This window comes from Variovorax paradoxus, from assembly GCF_009755665.1.
GTDB classification, from domain to species: Bacteria; Pseudomonadota; Gammaproteobacteria; order Burkholderiales; family Burkholderiaceae_C; genus Variovorax; species Variovorax paradoxus_G.
This window is the reverse complement of the sequence record NZ_CP046622.1, coordinates 2,882,850-2,903,372: the sequence shown is the minus strand read 5'-3', so window position 1 is coordinate 2,903,372 and position 20,523 is coordinate 2,882,850. Positions and strand designations below refer to the sequence as shown.

The 20,523-nt window shown below is 65.5% G+C and carries 19 protein-coding genes and 1 pseudogene; 11 read left to right on the top strand and 9 right to left on the bottom strand.

Annotated features, from left to right (window positions below):
- Nucleotides 1-61 precede the first annotated feature (61 nt).
- The 4 genes and pseudogenes from GOQ09_RS13415 to GOQ09_RS13400 form a co-directional block, all read right to left on the bottom strand.
- Complete coding sequence (locus GOQ09_RS13415; protein ID WP_242631125.1) at nt 62-445, bottom strand: DUF2199 domain-containing protein; 384 nt, start codon at nt 443-445, stop codon at nt 62-64.
- A gap of 304 nt (nt 446-749) precedes the next feature.
- A pseudogene (locus GOQ09_RS13410) lies at nt 750-1,010 on the bottom strand (helix-turn-helix domain-containing protein); the annotation flags it as partial.
- Between the two features lie 195 nt (nt 1,011-1,205).
- Entirely contained in the window at nt 1,206-1,685 is a 480-nt protein-coding gene (locus tag GOQ09_RS13405) for a carboxymuconolactone decarboxylase family protein (protein WP_157613854.1), read from the bottom strand.
- A 125-nt stretch (nt 1,686-1,810) separates the two neighbouring features.
- Complete coding sequence (locus GOQ09_RS13400; RefSeq protein ID WP_157613853.1) at nt 1,811-2,728, bottom strand: MBL fold metallo-hydrolase; 918 nt, start codon at nt 2,726-2,728, stop codon at nt 1,811-1,813.
- Between the two features lie 782 nt (nt 2,729-3,510).
- On the opposite strand from GOQ09_RS13400, the gene GOQ09_RS13395 reads away from it, so the two are divergent.
- Nucleotides 3,511-3,744, top strand: coding sequence for a type II toxin-antitoxin system RelE/ParE family toxin (locus GOQ09_RS13395; RefSeq protein WP_157613852.1), 234 nt, complete (start codon nt 3,511-3,513; stop codon nt 3,742-3,744).
- A 44-nt stretch (nt 3,745-3,788) separates the two neighbouring features.
- On the opposite strand, the gene GOQ09_RS13390 is transcribed toward GOQ09_RS13395, so the two are convergent.
- Genes GOQ09_RS13390 through GOQ09_RS13380 form a run of 3 tightly spaced genes read right to left on the bottom strand, consistent with a single transcriptional unit; the run spans nt 3,789 to nt 7,856 of the window.
- Nucleotides 3,789-6,113 (bottom strand): hybrid sensor histidine kinase/response regulator, encoded by a 2,325-nt coding sequence (locus GOQ09_RS13390; protein ID WP_157613851.1) that lies wholly within the window; start codon nt 6,111-6,113, stop codon nt 3,789-3,791.
- On the bottom strand, nt 6,110-7,102 hold the full coding sequence (locus GOQ09_RS13385; protein WP_207309855.1) for an ABC transporter substrate-binding protein: 993 nt from the start codon (nt 7,100-7,102) through the stop codon (nt 6,110-6,112). The genes GOQ09_RS13390 and GOQ09_RS13385 overlap by 4 nt, the downstream gene beginning before the upstream one ends.
- A gap of 19 nt (nt 7,103-7,121) precedes the next feature.
- Nucleotides 7,122-7,856 carry a response regulator gene (locus GOQ09_RS13380; RefSeq protein WP_207309854.1) on the bottom strand — a complete coding sequence of 245 codons (735 nt, stop codon included), beginning with the start codon at nt 7,854-7,856 and terminating at the stop codon, nt 7,122-7,124.
- Between the two features lie 301 nt (nt 7,857-8,157).
- Between GOQ09_RS13380 and GOQ09_RS13375 the strand changes: the two genes are divergently transcribed.
- From GOQ09_RS13375 to GOQ09_RS13360, 4 genes are all read left to right on the top strand, one after another.
- Entirely contained in the window at nt 8,158-9,606 is a 1,449-nt protein-coding gene (locus GOQ09_RS13375) for an FAD-binding oxidoreductase (protein WP_157613849.1), read from the top strand.
- On the top strand, nt 9,603-10,955 hold the full coding sequence (locus GOQ09_RS13370; protein ID WP_157613848.1) for a tetratricopeptide repeat protein: 1,353 nt from the start codon (nt 9,603-9,605) through the stop codon (nt 10,953-10,955). The genes GOQ09_RS13375 and GOQ09_RS13370 overlap by 4 nt, the downstream gene beginning before the upstream one ends.
- A 118-nt stretch (nt 10,956-11,073) precedes the next feature.
- Nucleotides 11,074-11,175, top strand: coding sequence for a DUF1127 domain-containing protein (locus GOQ09_RS13365; protein WP_157613847.1), 102 nt, complete (start codon nt 11,074-11,076; stop codon nt 11,173-11,175).
- A gap of 575 nt (nt 11,176-11,750) precedes the next feature.
- A complete protein-coding gene (locus tag GOQ09_RS13360; protein ID WP_157613846.1) occupies nt 11,751-12,077 on the top strand; it encodes an NIPSNAP family protein in 327 nt (108 codons plus the stop codon).
- A gap of 101 nt (nt 12,078-12,178) precedes the next feature.
- On the opposite strand, the gene GOQ09_RS13355 is transcribed toward GOQ09_RS13360, so the two are convergent.
- Nucleotides 12,179-12,832, bottom strand: a complete 654-nt coding sequence (locus GOQ09_RS13355; protein ID WP_157613845.1) for a TetR/AcrR family transcriptional regulator — start codon at nt 12,830-12,832, stop codon at nt 12,179-12,181.
- A 152-nt stretch (nt 12,833-12,984) separates the two neighbouring features.
- Here GOQ09_RS13355 and GOQ09_RS13350 point away from each other — a divergent pair, with 152 nt between their 5' ends.
- From GOQ09_RS13350 to GOQ09_RS13330, 6 genes are all read left to right on the top strand, one after another.
- A complete protein-coding gene (locus tag GOQ09_RS13350; RefSeq protein WP_157613844.1) occupies nt 12,985-13,719 on the top strand; it encodes an SDR family NAD(P)-dependent oxidoreductase in 735 nt (244 codons plus the stop codon).
- A 33-nt stretch (nt 13,720-13,752) separates the two neighbouring features.
- The gene (locus GOQ09_RS13345) at nt 13,753-14,352 is read left to right on the top strand and encodes an NADPH-dependent F420 reductase (protein WP_157613843.1); all 600 of its coding nucleotides are present in this window, start codon (nt 13,753-13,755) and stop codon (nt 14,350-14,352) included.
- 33 nt (nt 14,353-14,385) lie between these two features.
- Nucleotides 14,386-14,715 carry a nuclear transport factor 2 family protein gene (locus GOQ09_RS13340; RefSeq protein ID WP_157613842.1) on the top strand — a complete coding sequence of 110 codons (330 nt, stop codon included), beginning with the start codon at nt 14,386-14,388 and terminating at the stop codon, nt 14,713-14,715.
- Nucleotides 14,716-16,152: 1,437 nt separating this feature from the next.
- Nucleotides 16,153-16,275, top strand: coding sequence for a hypothetical protein (locus tag GOQ09_RS26515; RefSeq protein WP_278189361.1), 123 nt, complete (start codon nt 16,153-16,155; stop codon nt 16,273-16,275).
- Nucleotides 16,276-16,283: 8 nt separating this feature from the next.
- Nucleotides 16,284-16,937 (top strand): response regulator, encoded by a 654-nt coding sequence (locus tag GOQ09_RS13335; protein WP_157613841.1) that lies wholly within the window; start codon nt 16,284-16,286, stop codon nt 16,935-16,937.
- Between the two features lie 134 nt (nt 16,938-17,071).
- Entirely contained in the window at nt 17,072-19,861 is a 2,790-nt protein-coding gene (locus GOQ09_RS13330) for an NAD(P)/FAD-dependent oxidoreductase (RefSeq protein WP_165442084.1), read from the top strand.
- A 28-nt stretch (nt 19,862-19,889) separates the two neighbouring features.
- Here GOQ09_RS13330 and GOQ09_RS13325 read toward each other — a convergent pair whose 3' ends face one another.
- Nucleotides 19,890-20,372, bottom strand: coding sequence for a DUF2726 domain-containing protein (locus GOQ09_RS13325; RefSeq protein ID WP_157613839.1), 483 nt, complete (start codon nt 20,370-20,372; stop codon nt 19,890-19,892).
- Between the last annotated feature and the right edge of the window lie 151 nt (nt 20,373-20,523).

Below are 20,523 nucleotides of genomic sequence, written 5' to 3'. Positions count from 1 at the left end.
CACGCCCTCCCGAGCCGAGGCAACTTCCAGCACGTATTCTGAGAGCGGCGATGCCGGCCCATTATTCGTCCGCATGCATCATCAAGGAATAGAGCTCTGCGACCCTTTCCACGGTGATTCCTTCCCGTTGCTCGACGGCGAGAGGGTGGTCTGTGGGCTCGAGTTCAATGAGCGGGCGAATGCCTCCATCTCGAAGACGAACTCGGGTCTTCAGGTTCACAGTGTCTGGATACGGCTTCAAGGAAGTGTTGAGCCATCCAAAAAACGGACCCGCATGGGAACGTAGTGGTTCCTCGAAGAGTTCAACCCATTGGGTATAGCTCTCTTTGCTCAATGACACCCATACGCCCCAAGAGAACGGCTCACCTTGGCACTGAACTGGAATTTCCAAGCAGCCACGGACGAAGAAATACTGACCGTCAATAGTCAGCCGACAGCATCTCACACCGCCAGCCAAGAGCGAAGAACACGCTCATTCAAGGACTTAGGGCGGCGCTTCGCCGGTTCTGTCGCGCCGATCGCGACAAGGAGTCTCAACTTTGCCGCGCGCGACGCGATTTCTGTTTTCTGCCGTAGTGATCGGCAGCGCAGATGAATCGATCGCATCAAGGCACAACGCATCTATTTCGGATGTTTTGTTGCCCACTTTGTTGGATTCCGCCGATCTCTGACCCGAGATTTCCATCGAATACTGACCCCCCGCTTTGTGAGCCCGAAGGCTTCACGGTGTGGATAAGTGCTTGATGTGTGTGGATCTGTCGCAGATTGCGCCGCTGTTTCCGCGATTTGGTGGCCTCAATCGCGAGCCAGGTCGCGAGCTTGTCGGCATAGGGATCGAGCTTGCTTGAGCTCGCCCGCTTGGCGTAGCGCGGCGCTTCGTCGCCCGCTCGCAGGTACTTCTTCACGGTGTTGCGAGACAGGCCTGTACGCCTGGCTATCTCGCGAATGGACATCTGCTCGCGCAGGGCCCAGCGTCTGACTTCGACTCGAGGCGCGCTTCGAAAGCGCATGGCGGTGCCCCTCGGCGATCGCGCCGTGGCATGTCAGGAAAACACTTGAAGCGCGGGGAGGGTGACCTGCGGGGTGCAGGCACCGATGGCGAGTGGAGGATGCGCTCGCCTACCGCCGTCGTATATCGGCGCGAAGGATCTCGCCGAGCTGCAGGCGCAGGCATCGCCAGATGCGGTGGCGCCTGCCGCGGGGACTCAGGAGAGGTTGGCCTTGTCCAGGCCGAAGGCCTTGTCCGACGAACCGGGCACGGTCTGGAACGCGACGTTCACGCGGTTCCATGCATTGACGGCCATGACGCTGAAGGTCAGGTCCGAAAGCTCTTTTTCCGACAGCTGCGTGCGCACGCGCTCGTAGATGTCGTCAGGCACGCCGTGTTCGGGCAGCCTGGTCAGCACCTCGGTCCAGGCCAGGGCCGCACGCTCGCGCGGAACGAACAGCGTCGATTCACGCCATGCGGCCAGATGGTGAATGCGCAGTTCGCGCTCGCCATGGATCTTGGCCTCCTTGATGTGCATGTCGAGGCAGAACGCGCAACCGTTGAGTTGTGAGGCACGGATCGCGACGAGGTCGCGGATCGGTTGCTCGATGGTGCCGCTGTCCACGAGCGTGCTGAACTCGATCAGCTTCTTGAAGAGTTCGGGCGACTGCTTGATGTAGTTGAGACGATGGGTCATGTGTGCTCCGGCCTCAGTGCGGCTGGGGTACCCGTTCGCGAACGCCGCGAGGGAGAAGAAAGGTTCGTGGGGTCGGCAATGCGGCGCCACAAGCCGGCGTCCGGCTCGCGCGCCGCCGACGCGAGTCAGTAGTCCCAGATGATCGGAACCCAGCGGAAGATGTCGCCGTCGACCGCCACCCGGCCGATGGAGGGGAAGGGCAGGTGAGCAGCCACCAGCAATCCGCGCGTCTGCGCCAGTTCGCGGAAGAGTCCGATGCGCACGTCGGTCGCTTTCTCGGGATCGTGCTCGAAGCCGTTTTGCCAGTCGGGGTGATCGAATGCGACCGGGAACATGGCGTCGCCGGCGAACATCAGGCGCTCGCCGCCCGACACCAGGTCGACCACGCTGTGCCCCGGTGTGTGGCCGCCGGTACGGCGGACCACCACACCCGGCGCCACCTCGCGCCGCTCCTCGAAGGTCTGCAGCCGGTCGCGGTATTCGTTGTAGAAGCTCTTGGCGGTCGAGCGGAGCACCTCCGGCACCGGCTTCGGCATCACTGTCCGGGAGAAGTCCGGCGAGGTCCAGAAGTCGACCTCGGCCTTGGCGACGTGGATGCGCACGTCGGGACGCAGGCGTTCCTTGATCCCCGGAACGAGCAGCCCGCCCACGTGGTCCATGTGCATGTGGGTGATGATCACGTCGGTGACGGACTCGAGCTCGATGCCGGCCGCGGCCAGACGTTGGGGGAACTGCCCGGCGCGCGGAAAGCCCGGGAACTGGCCGCCCAGACCCGCGTCGATGAGGATGGTCTGGTCGCCGCTGCGGGCGACCATCACGTTCAGCGGCCAGTCGTACTTGTCGGGCGGCATGAACATCTGGTCCAGCCAGTTCGCCAGGTCCGCCGGATCGGCGTTGGTGGCCATGGTCGAGGTGGGCAGCGGCATCGGGCCGTCGCTGACCACCATCGCGTCGATATCGCCGATGCGCAGTGCGTAGCGGGAAGGCACCAGATCTTTGGGTTTCTCGCTCGTGGGTTGCAAGGTTTCATCTGTGAGGGACATGGCGGAATCTCCAAAAGGGCGGCCCGATGGCGCGGGCCTGACCTGCCAGGCGACTGGCAGCAGGTTGCCGTTCAACTCCCAGGAGTTGTGAGGCGCGGATCACGGCAATAGACCGTCTGGCGTTGATCGTAGGTAGCCAAGGAGCGCGCCGGTAGGCTCGCAGACGGACGCACAGTGGTGCCTGATACGCACCAAATACGTCAACAGGTTTGGCTTCCCGGCAAGTGGCGTGAGAGTTGTGCCAGTGCGTGCGCGGCAAGACGTGCAGCGGGTGTCCGCAGGTGGCGCGCAGACGGATCGAGGGAGGAAGCCGGAACTCCAGAGAGAATCGCGTTTGGCAATGGCGAGCGTTTTCCGGCCAAGAGCGGTGGGATTCGCAAGGAAGATCGATGCTCAAGCGGTAGGCACCAAGCGTTGGAGCCCGGTCAATGTGCGTTGGGCCTTGTACAGCGGTGGCCTCCCGCTACAGCGGCAAAAAAAGCAGCCACGGGCGGAGGCGCTCCTATGGGGTGCCTGCGCCCAGCGCGCGCCGGATCGAATCGACGGTTCTGCTTTCCTCCCAGAAGCCTGCGCGGACATAGCGCCGCGCGGGAAGGGATGGAGCAAACCTCGTGGTCGGCCAAGCCGTCGCGCTCTACCGCAATTTCGCTGCGTCGAAGATCCGTCGTGCGAGGCCCTCGCGATCGCCCGGTGGAATCGGACGTCGTCTTCGATGCCTTTGTTTCGGCTCGCTTTGCTGCCTGTCGCGCTGCGCTGCGGGCCAAAGCCGGCGGCACTGACGCATGAGGGTCCTGTGGACCCTCTCCACCGAGCAAGACCGCGCCGACATCGTCGACCTCATCGCCCGGGACAACCCGCTTGCTGCCATCCGCGTGGATGAGATTTTCTCGGCAGCCGTCGGCCGGCTGGCCGAGCACCCCCTGGAGGGACAGGCTGAAAAATTGTCGTGCCTACCAATGTCGTGCGTCCTACCGGGTCACCGCGAGGTGCCGCTGCGCACTCTGCCGATGAGCTGAAAGCCGGCCGCGCGCCACAGGGGCGCTCCTTGAGAGCGCCTTTCTCAATCGTCCTCTACGGCCACGACCTCCGCGACCACGCGGCACACTTCGCCCGGCAGGAACGGCTTCTCGATCACCGGCCGCCCGCTGGCCGAAACGAAATCGTTCAACACCGCCGACAGCGTGTCGCCGGTGACGAACACCACGCGGCCGGCCTGCTCCGGCCAGCGCCGCTCGATCTCGCGGTACAGCGCGCGCCCGTCGAGGTCCGGCATGCGCACGTCGGTGAGGATCGCGTCGTAGTGTTCCAGCGCCATGTGCCGCAGCGCGTCCCGCGCGGATGGGACCGCCACGACGCGGTGCCGGACGCCGGTGAGGATCTGCGCCAGCGTATCGCGCACCTCCATCTCGTCGTCGACGATCAGGATCTTGTGCGGACGATCGCTCGCGTTCTGCGGCGCCGCGGCCACGGCACGGCCTTCTTGCACGTTTCCGACCGGCAGTGCGATGTCGAATACCGCACCGCCCCCCGGTGGGCAATCGACGGTGAGCTCACCGCCGTGCGCCTCCACGATGCCCAGGCTTACCGCCAAACCCACGCCGGTGCCGATGCCCGTGGGCTTGGTGGTGAAGTAGGGCTCGAACACGCGTGTGCGCAGCTCGGGCGGGATGCCCGGGCCGTTGTCCGACACCGTCACACGCACCCGCCGGGCCGCCGCGTCGTGGCGCGTGCGCAGCTGGATACGGCGCGGCGGCGGCTGGTCCTGCAGCGCCTGCTGCGCGTTGACGAGCAGATTGAGCAGCACCTGGTGGATCTGGCCGGCATCGGCAAGGATCGGCGGCAGGTCGCCGGCCTGGTCCAGCACCACCTCGACGCCGCTGCTGCGCACGGCATAGGCCGCCATGTCGAGCGCCGCCGCCACGACCTCTTGGATGGCGACCGGCCCGCGCTCGGGCGGCTGCTGGCGCGCCATGCCCAGAAAGGTGCGCACGATGCGCGCGCAGCGCTCGGCCGCGGCGCGGATCTTCGCCGCCATGGCCCGGGTGCCGGCGTCGGCCTGTTCTTCCAGCAGCACCGCGCGTGCCACCACCACGGCCAGCGGGTTGTTGAGCTCGTGCGCCACCCCGGCCAGCATCGAGCCCAGCGCGGCCAGCTTCTCGCGCTGATGCAGGGCCTCGCGCTGCCGCGCCAGCTCTTCGGCGGAGCGCTTCTTCTCGGTGATGTCGGTGGAAATGCCGCACACCGCATAGGCCTTGCCGTCGGCATCGTGCAGCGGGAACCTGATCGAGATGTACGTGTGCAGGCCGTCGTCGAGCGGCGCGGTTTCCTCGAACTCGATGGGGGCGTTGCGCTCCAGCACCTCGAGGTCGTTGCTGCGCGAGGTGCATGCGCTCGCGCCGGACAGCATCTCGGTCTCGGTTTGCCCGAGCACCTCGGCCTGCTTCAGGTGAAACAGTTGCTCCCATTGCCGGTTGACGAACAGGAAGCGGCCCTCCGTGTCCTTCACCGATACCACCGACGTGGTGTTGTTCAGGATCTGCTGCAGCCTTGCTTCGCTGTTCTGCAGCGCCTGCTGCACGCGCACCCGTTCGGCGATGTCGTGGCGCAGCCGGTTCTGCGTGCTCGCGACCTTCTCGGCCATCGCGTCGAAGGCGCGGCTCAGTCGGCCGAGTTCGTCGTTGCCCCGCAGCCGGCTGCGCGCCGAGAGGTTGCCCGCGGCCAACTGCTCCGCGGCATGCACGAGGCGTGCGGTCCGCCGCGTCAGCAGGAAGTGGAATACCAGCCACATGGCCAGCGCCAGTGCGGTCACCCAGCCCGCCCAGTAGAGCGACTGCTGCATGACCTGCGCGCGCGCCTCGGCCTTGGGGCCCGCAAGGTCGTAGGCCAGGAACAGGCTGCCGCGTTGGGACGGGCGCAGCTCCTCTCGCTCGCGGCTGCCCATCAGGATGCCGGCATAGGCCAGCAGCTCATTGCCCGTCGGGTCGACAGTGACCCGCGCGCGATGCTCGCGCATGGCGCCGGCGGCCTGGAGGAAGTCGAACGTCGGCAACACCTCCGCGACCGGCCTGCCGAGCCAGGCGCGCCGCGTGGCGGCGAGCACCAGGTTCCGCTCGTCCGTGAGGACCGCGAGAACGATCTCGTGGTTGTGCGCGAGCACCGCGATCTCGTGCTGCGCGGCGACCAGGTCGCCGCGCAGTGAAAGGTACTCGAGCGTGCTCTGCAGGCGGGACATCTCCTGTGCGATGCGTTCGCGGCTGCGCACTTCGGTGGCGCGCTCGGCCTGCGGCACGTGGTACACGAGGATGAAGGTGCTCAGCACCGCGGCAAACCCCAGCAGGATCAGCGGCACCGTCACCTTGAGCGACGTCGACAGGCGCAACTTCACGGCGGCAGGCTTTCCAGCGGCGCGGGCGCCAGCACGTCCTCGATCTTCAGCGGAGCGGGAAGCAGCCTGGCGGCCAGCATCAGATCCATGAGCCGGCGCCCCGTGGGCACCAGCTCGGGCGAGCTGCCGCCGATCATCCTCAGGTTTTCCTCGCGCGAGGGGATGTGGAGCCCGCGCAGGGCGGCCAGGTACTGCTCGCCCGTGGTCTGCTGGCGGATGCCCATGCGCCTGCCCGCGTCGGCCGGGTCTCGCTGCAGGTAGTCGACGGCCCTGAACCAGCCTGCCAGCAGCGTCTGCGCCGCCTTGGGGTGCTTGTCGAGCACGCTCTGGCGCACTGCGATCAGGTCGACGATCTCTCCAGGAATGCGCGTGCTGTCGAACAGCGTGGTGGCGCCATGCTTGAGCATCTGCGCGCGGTACGGATCGAACGTGACGGCGGCATCCACCTGCCCCCGCTCGAAGGCGCCGGGCTGCTCGTTGGACTCCATCTGCACCACGGTGACGTCGCTCGCCTGCATGCCGTTCAGCGCAAGCGCGCGGCTCAGTACGAAGGCACCGAGCGCGCCGCTTTCCACCGCAACGCGCTTGCCGCGCAGGTCCGTCATCGATTTCATGCCGGGCCGCCCCAGCACTACGTCGGCGCCGTGCGACACGTCGACCACCAGGATGACCCGCGGGCTCATGCCTTCGGCCGCAAGCCCGAAGAGCTCGTCCAGGCTGATCACCATGCCGTCGATGGCCTGGTTGCGGAATGCGCGCAGCACCTCGCTCGCCGAGGGGTACTCCAGCAGCTGCACCGACTTGGTTGGCAGGTGGCCGAGGTCGCGTGCGAGATAGAGAGGCTCGCTGCCGATCCATACGTTGGTGCCGATGCGCAGCGGCGATTCGGGCTGGCGAGAGCAGCCCGGCAGCAGTAGCGCCAGCAGCACAAGCGCCAGCAGGACAAGCGCGCGCGGCCGCGTCGGCGTGCGGCCGCCGAATGTTTGCAAGTGGCTTCTCATGCGTGCCTCACCGGCCGTCGGGAATGAAGACATAGCCCGCATTGCGCAGGGTCCGGATGTACCTCGGATGCTCCGGGTCGGGCTCGACCTTCTTGCGAAGCCGCATGATGCGCAGGTCCACGCTGCGGTCGAACGGTGCCAAATCGTGCTGCCCGTGCGAGCTCAGGATCTGCTCGCGCGACAGCGGCCGGTTCGGGTGCTCGGCCAGCGACTTGAGCAGGTCGAACTCCAGCGGGGACATCGGCACTTCGCTGCCCGCGTCGTCGGTCAGGCGGTGGGCTGAAATGTCGAGGACGCAGCGCCCGATCCGCACGCGCTGCGCGCCGAGGTCCGCCCGCCGCGCCGGTGTCGTGCGGCGCAGGACGCTTTTCACGCGGGCCAGCAGTTCGCGAGGGTCGAAGGGTTTCGGCACGTAGTCGTCCGCCCCCATCTCCAGGCCGACGATGCGGTCGGTCACCGTGTCGGCCGACGTGAGCATCACGATCGCCACGTGTGCATAGCGTTCGCGCAGATGGCGCGCGAGGCTCAGGCCGTCCTCGCCGGGCATGTGGATGTCGACCAGCGCCAGGTCGACCATGTGCTCGGCCGCCAGTGCCCGCGCGGCGTCGGCGTTCCCGGCGCCGATGGCTCGGTAGCCGTGGGAGACAAAGTACTCCTCGATGACTTCGCGGATGTCCTGCTCGTCGTCCACGACCAGGATGTTGGCCTTCGGCGTCATGAACCCTCCTCTTGGCTCGCTCACGCTCCCTGTGGCCGTTGGAGCGTAGACCGATTCGGCCGGCGCTGCGTGAAACAAACGAAACAAGAATGCCCCGGCTCTGAAGCAAAAAGAACGCACGTGCTTTTCAGAATCCATTCCAGCCCAGCCGCATTGCGCTGGTACGCACCGGAGTCAACGTGAGTACGCAACTTCTAGCTTTGGCCATCTGCATGTGGCCGTGGGTCAAGTCGGTGTGGCAGTCGGATGACCGCCCGTTCGCCGGGAACCTGCGGAATGCGTTGCGCCGGGTTTCACATCGTCACATTCATTGAAGGAGTCAACCATGCAATCGCTTTCTTACCTCACCCTGGACAACCAACGCCAGTCCCTGCTCCAGCCCGCGGTCGATTCGTTCGCGTTGAAGATCAGCGGCGGCGTCCTGCGCCGCGGCGACGCGGGCTACGACGACGCGCGAAAGGTCTGGAACGCCACGGTCGACCGCCATCCTGCGCTCATTGCGCGCTGCCTGACAGTGGGGGACGTGCAGGCGGCCGTGCGCTTCGCTGCGACGCACCGCATGCTGCTGAGCGTGCGCGGCGGCGGTCATCACATCGCCGGGAACGCGGTCGTGCACGACGGCCTGATGCTCGACCTGTCGGGAATGTCGGAGGTGCGCATCGACGCCGCTGCGCGCACCGCGCAGGTCGGTCCGGGCGCGCTGCTCGGTGACCTCGATCGCCAAGCGCAGGCCCACGGCCTGGCCACGCCGCTGGGCATCAACTCGACCACCGGCGTTGCCGGCCTCACGCTCGGCGGCGGCTTCGGCTGGCTCACGCGCCGTCACGGAATGACCGTCGACAACCTGATCGCCGCCACGGTGGTCACGGCGGACGGCGCCGTGCACGAGGCGTCGGCGGGCTCGGAGCCGGAGCTGTTCTGGGCCTTGCGCGGCGGCGGCGGCAATTTCGGCGTCGTCACCTCGTTCAAGCTGCAGCTGCATCCGGTCGGGCCCGAGGTGTATGCCGGCCTCGTGGTCTATCCGTTCGAGCAGGCGCGCCAGGTGCTGCGCGCGTGGCGCGACTTCAGTGCCGGCGCACCCGACGAGCTGAGCGTGTGGGCGGTGATGCGCAAGGCGCCGCCGCTGCCATTTCTGCCGGTTTCCGCACACGGCACGCAGGTCGTGATCTTTCCGCTGCTGTACTGCGGCGACCTGTCCAGGGGCGAGCAGGCCGCGGCGCCAGTGACGCGCTTCGGCACGCCGTTGGCCACCGCGCTCGGGCCGACGCCGTACGCGGCCTTCCAGACCGCGTTCGACCCGCTGCTGACGCCGGGCGGGCGCAACTACTGGAAGTCGAACAACTTCGGCACGCTGAGCGACGCGGCGCTCGATGCCGTGATCGCTTCCGGCTCGCGGCTGCCGGGACCGGAATGCGAGGTCTTCCTGGCGCAGCTGGGTGGCGCGATGTCGCGTGTGGAGCCCACGGCCACGGCCTTCGTGGGACGCGACGCGCGCTTCATCATGAACGTGCACGGCCGCTGGTCGGATGCCAAGGACGACCAGCGCGTGCGAGCCTGGGCGCGCCGGGCCTTCGAGGAAGCCGCGCCGCACGCCACGGGGAGCGGCTACGTCAACTTTCTGACGGAAGACGAAGGCGAGCGCGTGGCCGCCACCTACGGTGCCAATTACCCGCGCCTGCAGGCCCTCAAGCGCCGCTATGACGCGGCCAACCTGTTCCGGATGAACCTGAACATCGCGCCAGCGGCCGATGCACAAGGGGAGGGCGCGTCATGAGTGCGGCAGTCGAACGGGCGGGTGCGACGGCCCACACGGGCGCCACGCCCGAGGCGCTGGCGGCCTACGAAAGCGCGCTCGCCTCGGTGCTGGCCTGGCGCAGCGGCACCGGGGCATTGCTGGAGCAGGCACTGGCGAAGGCCCCCGGCTTCGTCATGGCGCACGTGCTGCAGGCCTATACGCTGCTGTGCAGCCGCGACCGGCGACGCGTGCAGTCGGCGCAGGCCGTGCTGCATCGCGCGGCAGGCCTCGGGCCCAACGAGCGGGAGGCGCTGCACCTTGCGGCCATCGCGAGCGTGCTGACGGACAACTACGACTTCGCCCGGGAGACGCTCGGCGAACTGCTGCAGCAGGACCCCCGCGATGCGCTTGCCGCGCACGCGGCCCATGCGTTCGACTACCTGGTCGGGGACGCCGAGCGCATGAGCAGTCGGGTCGCGAACCTGCTGCCGGCCTGGTCGCCCGAGGTGCCCGGCTACCACGCCGTGCTGTCGATGCATGCCTTCGGCCTGGTCGAATGCGGGGACAGTGAGGGCGCCGAGTTCGCGGCGCGCGCAGCGCTGGCGCTGAACCCGCTCGACGCGCGGGCGCACCACGTGATGGCGCACGTCTTCGAGATGACGGACCGCGCCGACGAGGGCTTGCGCTGGATGCGCGAGCACCAGGCGTGCTGGGCCGAGAACAGCTCCGTCGCCACGCATTGCTGGTGGCACCTGGCGCTCTTTCTCATGGGATGCGGCCAGGTCGCCGAGGCGCTCGAGGTCTACGACCAGCGGGTGCGGTCCGGGCAGTCGTGCGCGATTGCCGACCTGATCGACGCGTCGGCGTTGCTGTGGCGACTGCACCTGCGCGGCCACGATGTCGGCGAGCGCTGGAACGAACTCTGCGATGCCTGGGAGCCGCACATCGGCGACGCCTTCTGCAGCTTCACCGACGTGCACGCGATGCTCGCCTTCGTCGGTGCGCGCGACTGGGCTCGCGCGCGGACACTGGAACGCGCGCTGGCCGTTGGCGAAACGCTGCCCACGCGCCATGGCAAGACCACGCGCCAGCTCGGCCTGCCGGCTTGTCGCGCCCTGATGGCATTCGGACAGGGCGACCATGCCCGCGCGATCGGCCTGCTCGGCAGCCTGCCCGCGCTGGCGCACCGCCTGGGCGGCAGCCATGCGCAGCGAGACGTGCTGCACCTGACGCTGCTGCAGGCCGTGGCGTGCGTTCGGCGGCCGGTGCGCCGGGCCTTGAAGCGCATCGGCACCGTCCCGCTGTTCGGCCACGGCATCGCGCTGGGCGCGGCCGTCCCGAACGGCCATCTTCTCTCGGCCCGTTTCGCGGCCGCATCCGGAGGTTGACATGTACCACTTGCTGAGCTGTATCTACACCGCCGTCCGCCGTACCGGCGCGCCTGGCCGGTTCGCGTCTGCGTGGCGCCGCCTCGCTGCTGCGCTGAGGGAGCACCGTCGCCGAGCCGTGGCACGCAGCGAGCTGAGTTCGCTCGACGAGCGCACGCTGCGCGACATCGGCCTGTCGCACCGCGCGGCAGCCGAATGGCCACGGTCGCGCGAGTTGTAGGGAGACGTGGTGATGGCACGGAACCGATTCACCACCAATGCCGGCTCACAGCCGTCCGGCAAGCTGCGGACCGACGGGGTGTGGATCACGTCCACTGTTGCAGCGGCCGCGGTGGCGGGAGCGATCCTGATCGTCGCGATACCGCAGCCACTCGCCTCGACGATGCCAGCGCCGTGGATGTCGGCCGTGCACCAGCCACTGGCTGTTCCTTGTCATTGATATGTCTGAGACAAGGCGCGCTGTGAGGACCCGAACGCGGGGGTGCGCGGCGGCATCATGATGTCTGAGACGAACCAGCGCCTGTCGTGCGCAGCCTGTCCGCTGCGCGCATCGACGCACAGGTGAGGGCGCTGTGCATGGCGGCCGAAGTGTCAGGTGGAGAGCTGGCGAAGGTCAGGCTGCTGCCTCCTGGTGCTGATCCTTACGTGACCTCTTAACCGGCCCCCGAGAGCGACTTTTCGTATGGGCAGATCACCTCCTTTGACGGCGGATGGGACCTCTGGCGGCACAATGCGTGCCCGGCGGTCACGCCCGCCACCCGTCAACCCGCAACGATCTTTTCGGGACTGATGCCGATGACCTACGAACTACGCGTCTATACCGCAATGCCTGGCCGCCTGCCCGACGTCCTTGCCAGATTTCGCGATCACACCGTAGGCATCTGGAACCGGCTGGGAATTCGTCAACTCGGATACTGGACGACTGCGGTCGGACCGGACAGCAACGCGCTCCCCTACATGCTTGTCTGGGAGAGCCTGGCCGATCGTGAGGTCAAGTGGGCCAAGTTTGTCGCCGATCCCGAATGGGTCGAAGTCAGAAAACAGAGCGAGGCAGCCGGACCGATCGTTGCGAAGATGGACAACTCGTTCTTGACGCCCACCTCTTTCTCGCCTGCGAAATAGTCTCTTGCGCGACGGACGACACAGGTGGCCGGACGCGGCATCAACGCCGAATGCCTCTTCAGTCTGCCCGAAGGGGTCTGGACCTGTACCCATCGACTGGGTTACTGGCGCTTGAGAGCGGACGGATCGACGCGATCAGCTTGGGACGACAAGGCCTCACCGCTGGAGGGTAGGGACTCCGACCGTCCAACACGGCACTCGCTGCTCGACGGATTCGCGAGGATGGCGCTCGCAACGATGTGGAAGAGACGATCGGCCCGTGAGGCAAATGAGGGTTGGCCGGCGAGCCAGCTGAGTGCCGACATCAGGGCGAACAGGTCCTCCCCATCCATATCGGCGCGCGCCGTTCCCTCGGCCTGAGCTCGGCGCAGCAGTCGCGCGCCCGCTGCGTGCAGCGCCGCGCTCGAAGCGTGAAGCGCGGAGTCCGGGTCCGCGTGGGCGCTCGCCATCAGGTCGCAAACGCCGCTATAGGTCTGCGTAAATCCCACTGCTTCGCGAAACCAGGACACGAGCGCTTCGTCAGGCGGTCTCGACGTTTCGAGTTCGGTCGCCTGCTGGGTCAGCGCGTCCGCATTCGTCCGCAACAACGCGTCGAACAAGGCTTCTCGCGTCGGGAAGTGGCGAAGCAGTGTGGCCAACCCGACGTCGGCACGGCGGGCGATATCTCGCATGGAAGCGTCGGCGCCATGCTCGGTGACCACGTCACGCGCGACTGCAAGTAGATGGTCGTGGTTCTTTTTGGCGTCGGCTCGCATGGAGGACCTTGACAAGTGGATCAGTGATCCGTATATTTGGATCAGTGGTTTGGATAGTGCTCATCCTGATTTGGACCACTGATCCACATGATAGCGCGCCTTCGCACCAAGTGCGAACAGCGGCGCTTCAACACCCAACCAAGGAACATGACATGACCAGACTGAATGGAAAGACCACTGTGATCACCGGTGGCGCGACGGGCATCGGCCTCGCCGCCGCCAAGCGCTTCATCGAGGAGGGCGCCTTCGTTTTCATCTTCGGCCGCCGGCAGGAAGCGCTCGATGCCGCTGTGGCCGAGCTTGGCCCCAATGCCCGCGCGGTGAAGGGCTCGGTCTCCGATCCGGCCGACCTCGACCGGCTCTACGCCGCGGTGAAGGCCGAGCGCGGAACCCTCGACATCGTCTTTGCCAACGCCGGAGCGGGAGGCCCGCTGGCGCTCGGCAAGATCACCGCCGATCACATCGACGAGGCCTTCGACACCAATGTGAAGGGGGCGATCTTCACGGTCCAGCAGGCGCTGCCGCTGATGGGCAAGGGTGGATCGATCATCCTGACCGGATCGAGCGCCGGCACCACGGGCGCCCCGGGATTCACTGCTTACAGCGCAAGCAAGGCGGCGGTGCGCAACCTTGCGCGAACCTGGGCGGAGGACTTGAAGGGAACCGGCATCCGGGTCAACGTGCTGTCGCCCGGACCCACGGCGACCGACCTTGCGAAGGCAGCGCTGGGCGAGGAAGGTGTCAAGGCCTTCGGCGCGATGACGCCACTCCAGCGCATGGGCGATCCGGCGGAGATCGGAGCGGTGGCTGCCTTTCTCGCGTCCTCGGACAGCAGCTTCATGACCGCAAGCGAGGTCGCCGTCGACGGCGGCCTGGCGCAACTCTGACCCCTGGCATCAAACATGATCGGAGAAACATCAATGAGCTACGCAATCATCGGCTTCGGCGAGATCGGCCAGACCCTCGCCAAGGCGTTTGCTCGCAAGGGCATTGAAGTGTCCGTTGCAACCACGCGCGACCCGGAAAGCTTTGCATCCGATGTGGCCGCAATCGGACCCGAGGTCATTCCCACGACACTGGCAGAAGCAGTCAAAGCAGACATCATCTTTTTGGCTGTCCGTTTCGAGTCGCACAGAGATGTCGCGAAGGCGCTGCCAACCTGGAAGGGAAAGATCATCGTTGATGTGACCAATGCCTACGGCGTGTCCCACGAAGACCTGGGCGGACGGCCTTCGGCCAAGGTCGTCGAGGAGGCGTTCGCGGGCGGCAGGCTGGTCAAGGGCTTCAACCATCTGGTTGCTGCCGTCCTGGACCAGGATCCGGCCGTACACGGCGGCAGGCGCGTCGTGTTCCTGACGAGCGACGATGAGGACGCCGCAACGCAGGTCAGCGTGCTCGCGGAAAACTTGGGCTTCGCACCCGTCAAGCTTGGCGCGCTTTCAGAAGGTGGGCTGCTCGTGCAGGCGCACGACAAGAGCTGGGGCCGCCTGATCTTCAAGGACCTTGTCAAGTTCGACTGATGAGCACGACGACTGGACGAATGGAAAAATGCGATGAGCACCGAAAAGAACATACAGACCGTGAAGGACTTCTTCACCGCGATCAGCCACGGCGACAGGGAGGCTCTGCTGGCGCTGGTCGCTGAAGACGTCGAATGGATCATCCCGGGTGAAGACTGGCCGCTGGCCGGAACGCGCCACGGACACGCCGGGCTGGCGGATCTGCTCGAGACGGCATCGGCACCCAAGCGCTGGCGCGGGGCGCCCGGATCGGCAACTTCGTGTCAGTTGCTCAGCCACAAAGCAAGCAGCGCGAGCAAGTACACAAGCACCAAGAAGCAATTTCCGGGTAGCTGGCTGCGTTCCATGTGCGTTCTCCAGTGAGGTGGACAACCGGCGCCCCTTGTTTGCCCGTTTTGGATCAAAGATCAAAGCGCTTCGCCGTGAAGTCACTGTAGAAGTTGCGCCGCACGCGCGCCTGGGCAGTACGCACCTTTTCCGGGGAGACAAATGCCCTCACTGCTGCTTCCACAACGCAGAGCCTGCAGAGCCCGGATTGAACGGCGTCGGAAGATCAGCCTTCTATGAAAGATCGGTGCTCTGCCGTGGCTCAAAGGAAAGCGAGCTGAGGATCTTCGCGTCCACTACGCTGCGCAGCCGGTCGGCCGTGTATTCCAATTTGCGCATTCCGTCCAACCGCGTGACGGTGGGAGGAATGCCCGCGCCAAAGAAGCATTTGATGAGGGAGGCAACCGTCGTCTCACTGCGCGCTTTGCGAGCGCATGGTCCGCTTTGCTCCAGTGCATGTGAAGCTTTTTCCAGTGGGTAAGTCGTGGTTTTGAGGTGGTGGGTTTTTTCGATCCGGTGCTGGCCGAAGAATTAGCTTAGATGCCACGTGCGCAATCAACAGATGAGGCTAGTACGTAATTCTTGTTGCGGGAGCCGGTTTTTGAAGTGCAACTTTCTGTCGGCCGACGGGCTCAGCCAATCAGCGCGGATCTCAGTACATGTCATTTAACATAATGCGCATTGTGTTATCTATATGGACCCGATGAAAGACCACTTCGAAAGACCCGAACCCGTGCCGTCATTGGGTTCGCTTCGATTCCATGCCCGGAACACCAGCCTCAAGGTACCCAGGTCGCGCACGCTTTTTAGGTTACCGACGGACTGTTCATCCGTAGCTATCCGTGCGCCAGGTCCGACCGAGTGCACACGCGAGAAATTGCGTGCTGCCTCCGAGAAAGTTCATCCAAGTCGTGCTGGTCGCCGTTTGTGCGATCGAGGGCGACGGCGGCGTTCGATTCGCCTTTTTCCTACGTCGCCACCATCCATGGGTTAGGTAAGGCCAGAAAGTTGCCATTAAGACAAAGGTTTGCATTTTTGAGAATCAGCTCGCACAATTAGCACCTTGGTGTGGATGAGAACCACGAATCGACCACCGCTTGCCGCCCGCTTGTAAAAGCAACGACTCCCGGCGTGCCGACCTAGATCGTCGTAAGAAAGATCAATGGCGGAGGTGTCGCATGAAGAAGTCTCGAGTCGAACCTCGAATGGAATGCGGATTGCATCCATGTGTCGGAGTCGAGCACGACCGACATGGCTCACTTGACGTCCACGGTGCCGCCCTGCCGCGGCATTTGAACGGCCGACGACAACCCTAGCAACTCCCCAGGGACTGACCGCGATCGGGATGACCAGCAACAACCCTGCGGCAGTGAGCGCGTTCGTCGCCTCTGCACACCGTTCAACTCGTGGTCCACCTTCTTCGGCCAGGTTTTCGACCATGGCCTCGATCTGATCAACAAGAGCAGCACCGAGATGATCTTCATGCTGTTGCAGACCAGCGACTTCGGCCGTACCGCTTCCGGCGGCGCAGGCGACGGCCTCCTGATCGGCAGCAATGCCTCGCCGTTGCCGCGCATGACTTCACTGGACGCATAGGTGATGCCATGCGACTGCTTCTGGTCCAGGATCGCGAGCTTGTAGGTGACGGCTTGGCCGGGCACCTGCGCAGGTATGGCTTCCTGGTCGACCGTTTCGAGCGGATCGCCGACGTCGGCGAACTGGAGAACGAGTCCTACGATGTGCTCCTTGTCTGTACGCAGTTCCCCGACCGTTCGGGGCTGAAGTGGGTCCGGGCGCTGCGCAAGCAGCGCTTGAGCACACCGGTCCTGATGCTGGCGGCGGGGAGTCGTCCGAGGGAGAGGATCAAGGCACTCGACGCGGGCGCGGACGACTGCCTGGTGGCGCCGTTCCCCACCGAACTGCTGGCCGAACGGGTGCGGGCCCTGCGTTGCCGGGCCGCGGGCCTGGCAACGCCGCACATACATTGCGGCGACGTCGAGGTCGACCTGTGCCGCAAGACCACCATCCGGTACGGCACGCCTGTCGTGCTGACCGAGCGAGAGTGGAATCTGGTGGAAGCGCTCGCACTGCGCTTCGATCACACCGTGCCCAGGGCTCAGGTTGAACTGCTTGTTCAAGGAGTTCATGGCGCACCGACGAGCAACGCTTTGGAAGTGCACTTGTCGAATGTGCGCCGCAAGCTGGGGCGGCAGATCATCAGGACGATTCGCGGTGTCGGCTACCGTCTGAACACCTGAGGTTGCGATCTTCAGACTCGTAAGCGTGCGGCACACAAGATTGCAACCTTAAGTGTCTTGTCTTGACAGAATCGCGGCACTCGCAGAGGCCCATCACCGATGGCGCCGCAATGTCGCGGCCTCCCTCCACGGGCATGAACGGCGACACCTTCTCAGACAGGTACCTCCGATCCATGTTCAAGCCCTCTTCTGCTTTCGTGTTCGCCAATTTCATGCAGCTGCCTACGGTCGTGCCGAAACCGGTGTGGCGCGCGCTTCGCGTGGTGAGCATCCTGTCGGCCTTGGCACTTGCCACGGTGCTGGCGCTCCGGCCCACCGTTGGAATGCCCTTGTTCTGGGGGCTGATCGTGCCCTCCCTCCCCCTCGTGTTCATGCTGGCGCCCGGGCTATGGCGCAACATCTGCCCGCTGGCGGCAATCAATCAGCTGCCGCGGAGATTCGGCATCACGCGCGCGCTCACGAGCCGCCGCCTTTCGCACGGCGCAGCGTTTCCGATCGGCATCGGCTTGCTGATTTCCGCCGTCGTCGCCCGCAAGCTCCTGTTCAACAGCAGCGGCGCCGCCACCGCGGGGTTGATGGCAGCGGCCATGGGCGCCGCGTTCATCGGCGGGTTGCTGTTCAAGGGCAAGAGCGGTTGGTGCAGCAGCATCTGTCCCCTGCTGCCGGTGCAGCGGCTGTACGGCCAGACGCCGTTCATCCGGATCGCCAACACACACTGCGAACCTTGCGTCGGCTGCACCAAGAACTGCTATGACCTGAACCCCGGCGCGGCCTACCTCGCCGACCAGTACGACCCGGATCCGGCGTACCGCAACTTCCGCAGCTTCTTCGCGGGCGTGTTCCCGGGTTTGATACTCGGCTATTACCTCGTGCCATCCCCCGGCGAGATCGGCTCCGTATCCACAGTCATGCAGATGCTGCTCTACATGGCCGCCAGCCTGACGCTCTTCAACGTGATCGAGATGCTGGCCAGCAAGACGCGCAACGTTTCGCCTGTGCTCTTCGCGGCGACTGCGTTCTCGCTCTATTACTGGTTCACCACTCCCGTGATCGTGGGCACCTTGAGCAGCCTGGGCAAGGTTGCCATCGGACCTGAAGTGATCGGCGTTTTGCGCGGGCTGACGATCATCGCGAGCCTTGTCTGGATCGCGCGGTCCCTGCATGTCGAGCGCATGTTCCTTCGCCGCGAGTTGCGTAAGGCCGTCAAGGACGGCGCCCGGCTTGCGCCCATCGTTATCGAGACGATGCGGCTGAACCGGAGTTTGTTCGAGCCGGTACGCAAAGCAATGGTGTCGCCGCAGCCTGAGAACCCGGCCGGTGCCGTCGAGCCGGCCGATTCCGCCGCACAGGCGCCGGAACTGTGCATAGACCCCACTGGGATGAAGACCCCCATCCGCAAGGGCCAGACACTGCTGGAAGCGATGGAAGACTGCGGCGCTCCCATCAACGCCGGCTGTCGTTCTGGCGTTTGCGGCGCAGATCCGATCGCAGTCATCGCGGGCGGCGGCCGCCTCGCCCCGATCGGCAGCGACGAGCGCGCGACGCTGGCGCGGCTAGGTTGTTCCGACGGCACGCGCCTGGCATGCATGGCGCGGGTGCGCAATCCCGGCCCGATCCGCATCGACCTGAAGCCGAACGCGAACCGGACGGCGCCAGAAGTCCGCGAGCCTGAAGTCATGTCCTTCGATCCGTCGATCCGTCGAGTGGCGATTGTCGGTAACGGTGTCGCGGGCCTGACGGCGGCCGACCACGTGCGGCGCCGCCACCCCGAATGCGAGATCCACCTCATCGGTCGCGAGAATCACAACGCCTACAACCGCATGGCCATTGCGAAGCTGATCAGCATGCCGGCGGGCATCCAGGGCCTGCACCTGCTGCCCGAGCAGTGGTATGCCGAGCATCGCGTCACTGCCTGGTTGAACACGCACGTGTCGAGCATCGACACGCAGCGCCAGGAGCTCACGCTGGCGACGCGGCAGACGCTGGGCTACGACAGGCTCATCCTGTGCTCCGGGAGTTCGGCGTGGGTCCCGCCGATGGACGGATACGGCATCGACGGCTCCTTCGTCTTGCGCGATGCCGACGATGCGATGGCAATCCGCGACTACATGCAGCGCTTCCAAGGCACTTCCGCGGTCGTGCTGGGGGCCGGCCTGCTCGGCCTCGAGGCGGCGCAGGCGCTGGCCCAGCTCGGGACGCAGGTGCAGGTGCTGTCGAACACCAGCCAGATCCTCGACCGGCAGATCGATGCCGCGGCCAGTGCCTTGCTGGAAGCACATCTTGCGACCCAGGGGATCAGTGTCATCACCGAAGCCGAAGTCGGCACGCTGGACCGCGGCAGCCGGGGCCGTGTGGCGGGGGTCACGTTGAAAGACGGCCGACGGCTGCCCGCCGACGTGGTGGTGGTCTGCACCGGCGTTCGCGCCAATGTCGACATCGCCCACTCGGCCGGACTCGCACTCGGCCGGGGCATCATCGTCGACGCGCAGATGCGCACCAGCGACCCCCATGTCTACGCCGCCGGCGATGTGGCCGAGTTCGAGGGCAATTCGATTTTCCTGTGGGCAGTGGCTGCCGAGCAGGGCGAGATCGCGGCCATCAACGCACTCGGTGGCAAGCGTGTCTACGGCGGCCATGTGCCCGTGACCGCACTGAAGGTCTCGGGTATCGACGTGCGCTCTGCGGGCGCCGTGCATGCCACGCAGCCTGGCGATTTCGAGTTGACCCAGTTCGATGAGGCCCAGGGCGCCTATCGCAAGCTGGTGGTCGCCAGGGGCCGGCTTGTCGGCGCGGTGCTGGTCGGATCGCCGGACGAGGCCGACGAGATCATTCCGGCGGTGCGCGACGGCGCGGCGGTATCCTCAATGACGGCATTGCTGGAGCGCGGGCACTGGAGACAGCACTCGCTGCCGATGGCCGCCTAGCAAGTGCCCATGGCCGCAGGGCACACGCTCAGGATCCCATGGGACTCACAGAAGCCATCGTCGGATCGAAATCAGCCTCTACACGGTGCACATCCGGCACGCGCGGATATCGCAGCACGCGGTACCCGGCCTCTACCAGCAACGCATCCCGGTCCAGGTCGCGCTGCGACTTGCCCTTGCTGTTCTTGTCGCCGAGAGCCACCACGGCCACGACCTTGAATGAACGGTCGCATACGACAAAGTCTGCGATCTTGCGGCTGAACGAGCTTCGTGCGGCGCGCGTGCGGGCCGTAAGCAACGCCCCGAAGCTGACCTGCGGCAGCACCACAAGGTCTGGCAGGGTTTGCACGAGGCGGTTGTACATGGCTTGTTCGCGCGCAGTCAGCGGCGGCCGTGCCTTGGGCTTGTCTACAAAGCCGCTGCTGCTTTGCGCAGACCTTTTTCTTGCGAGCGCCACGAACACCAGCAGCCCGATGGCCAACAAAAAGACCATGAATAAAAACGTATTCATCTCTGCTTCTCCTTCTCCGCAGAGTCTCGCATGACTGTGCAGGCGCCCTTTTGGGTGTTTTGCCGGACCTGTGCCGGCGCGCCGGATTCAGCCCTCGTATCGAGGGAAAGCGGCACAGTGCCTGATGCGCAAGCCGCGGCCAATTAGGCCG

Coding starts and splice junctions, on each gene's coding strand:
- GOQ09_RS13405 (WP_157613854.1), bottom strand. CDS start 1,685: ATGACCCATCGTCTCAACTACATCAAGCAGTCGCCCGAACTCTTCAAG.
- GOQ09_RS13400 (WP_157613853.1), bottom strand. CDS start 2,728: ATGTCCCTCACAGATGAAACCTTGCAACCCACGAGCGAGAAACCCAAA.
- GOQ09_RS13395 (WP_157613852.1), top strand. CDS start 3,511: ATGAGGGTCCTGTGGACCCTCTCCACCGAGCAAGACCGCGCCGACATC.
- GOQ09_RS13375 (WP_157613849.1), top strand. CDS start 8,158: ATGCAATCGCTTTCTTACCTCACCCTGGACAACCAACGCCAGTCCCTG.
- GOQ09_RS13370 (WP_157613848.1), top strand. CDS start 9,603: ATGAGTGCGGCAGTCGAACGGGCGGGTGCGACGGCCCACACGGGCGCC.
- GOQ09_RS13360 (WP_157613846.1), top strand. CDS start 11,751: ATGACCTACGAACTACGCGTCTATACCGCAATGCCTGGCCGCCTGCCC.
- GOQ09_RS13355 (WP_157613845.1), bottom strand. CDS start 12,832: ATGCGAGCCGACGCCAAAAAGAACCACGACCATCTACTTGCAGTCGCG.
- GOQ09_RS13350 (WP_157613844.1), top strand. CDS start 12,985: ATGACCAGACTGAATGGAAAGACCACTGTGATCACCGGTGGCGCGACG.
- GOQ09_RS13345 (WP_157613843.1), top strand. CDS start 13,753: ATGAGCTACGCAATCATCGGCTTCGGCGAGATCGGCCAGACCCTCGCC.
- GOQ09_RS13340 (WP_157613842.1), top strand. CDS start 14,386: ATGAGCACCGAAAAGAACATACAGACCGTGAAGGACTTCTTCACCGCG.
- GOQ09_RS26515 (WP_278189361.1), top strand. CDS start 16,153: ATGATCTTCATGCTGTTGCAGACCAGCGACTTCGGCCGTACCGCTTCC.
- GOQ09_RS13335 (WP_157613841.1), top strand. CDS start 16,284: ATGCGACTGCTTCTGGTCCAGGATCGCGAGCTTGTAGGTGACGGCTTG.
- GOQ09_RS13330 (WP_165442084.1), top strand. CDS start 17,072: ATGAACGGCGACACCTTCTCAGACAGGTACCTCCGATCCATGTTCAAG.
- GOQ09_RS13325 (WP_157613839.1), bottom strand. CDS start 20,372: ATGAATACGTTTTTATTCATGGTCTTTTTGTTGGCCATCGGGCTGCTG.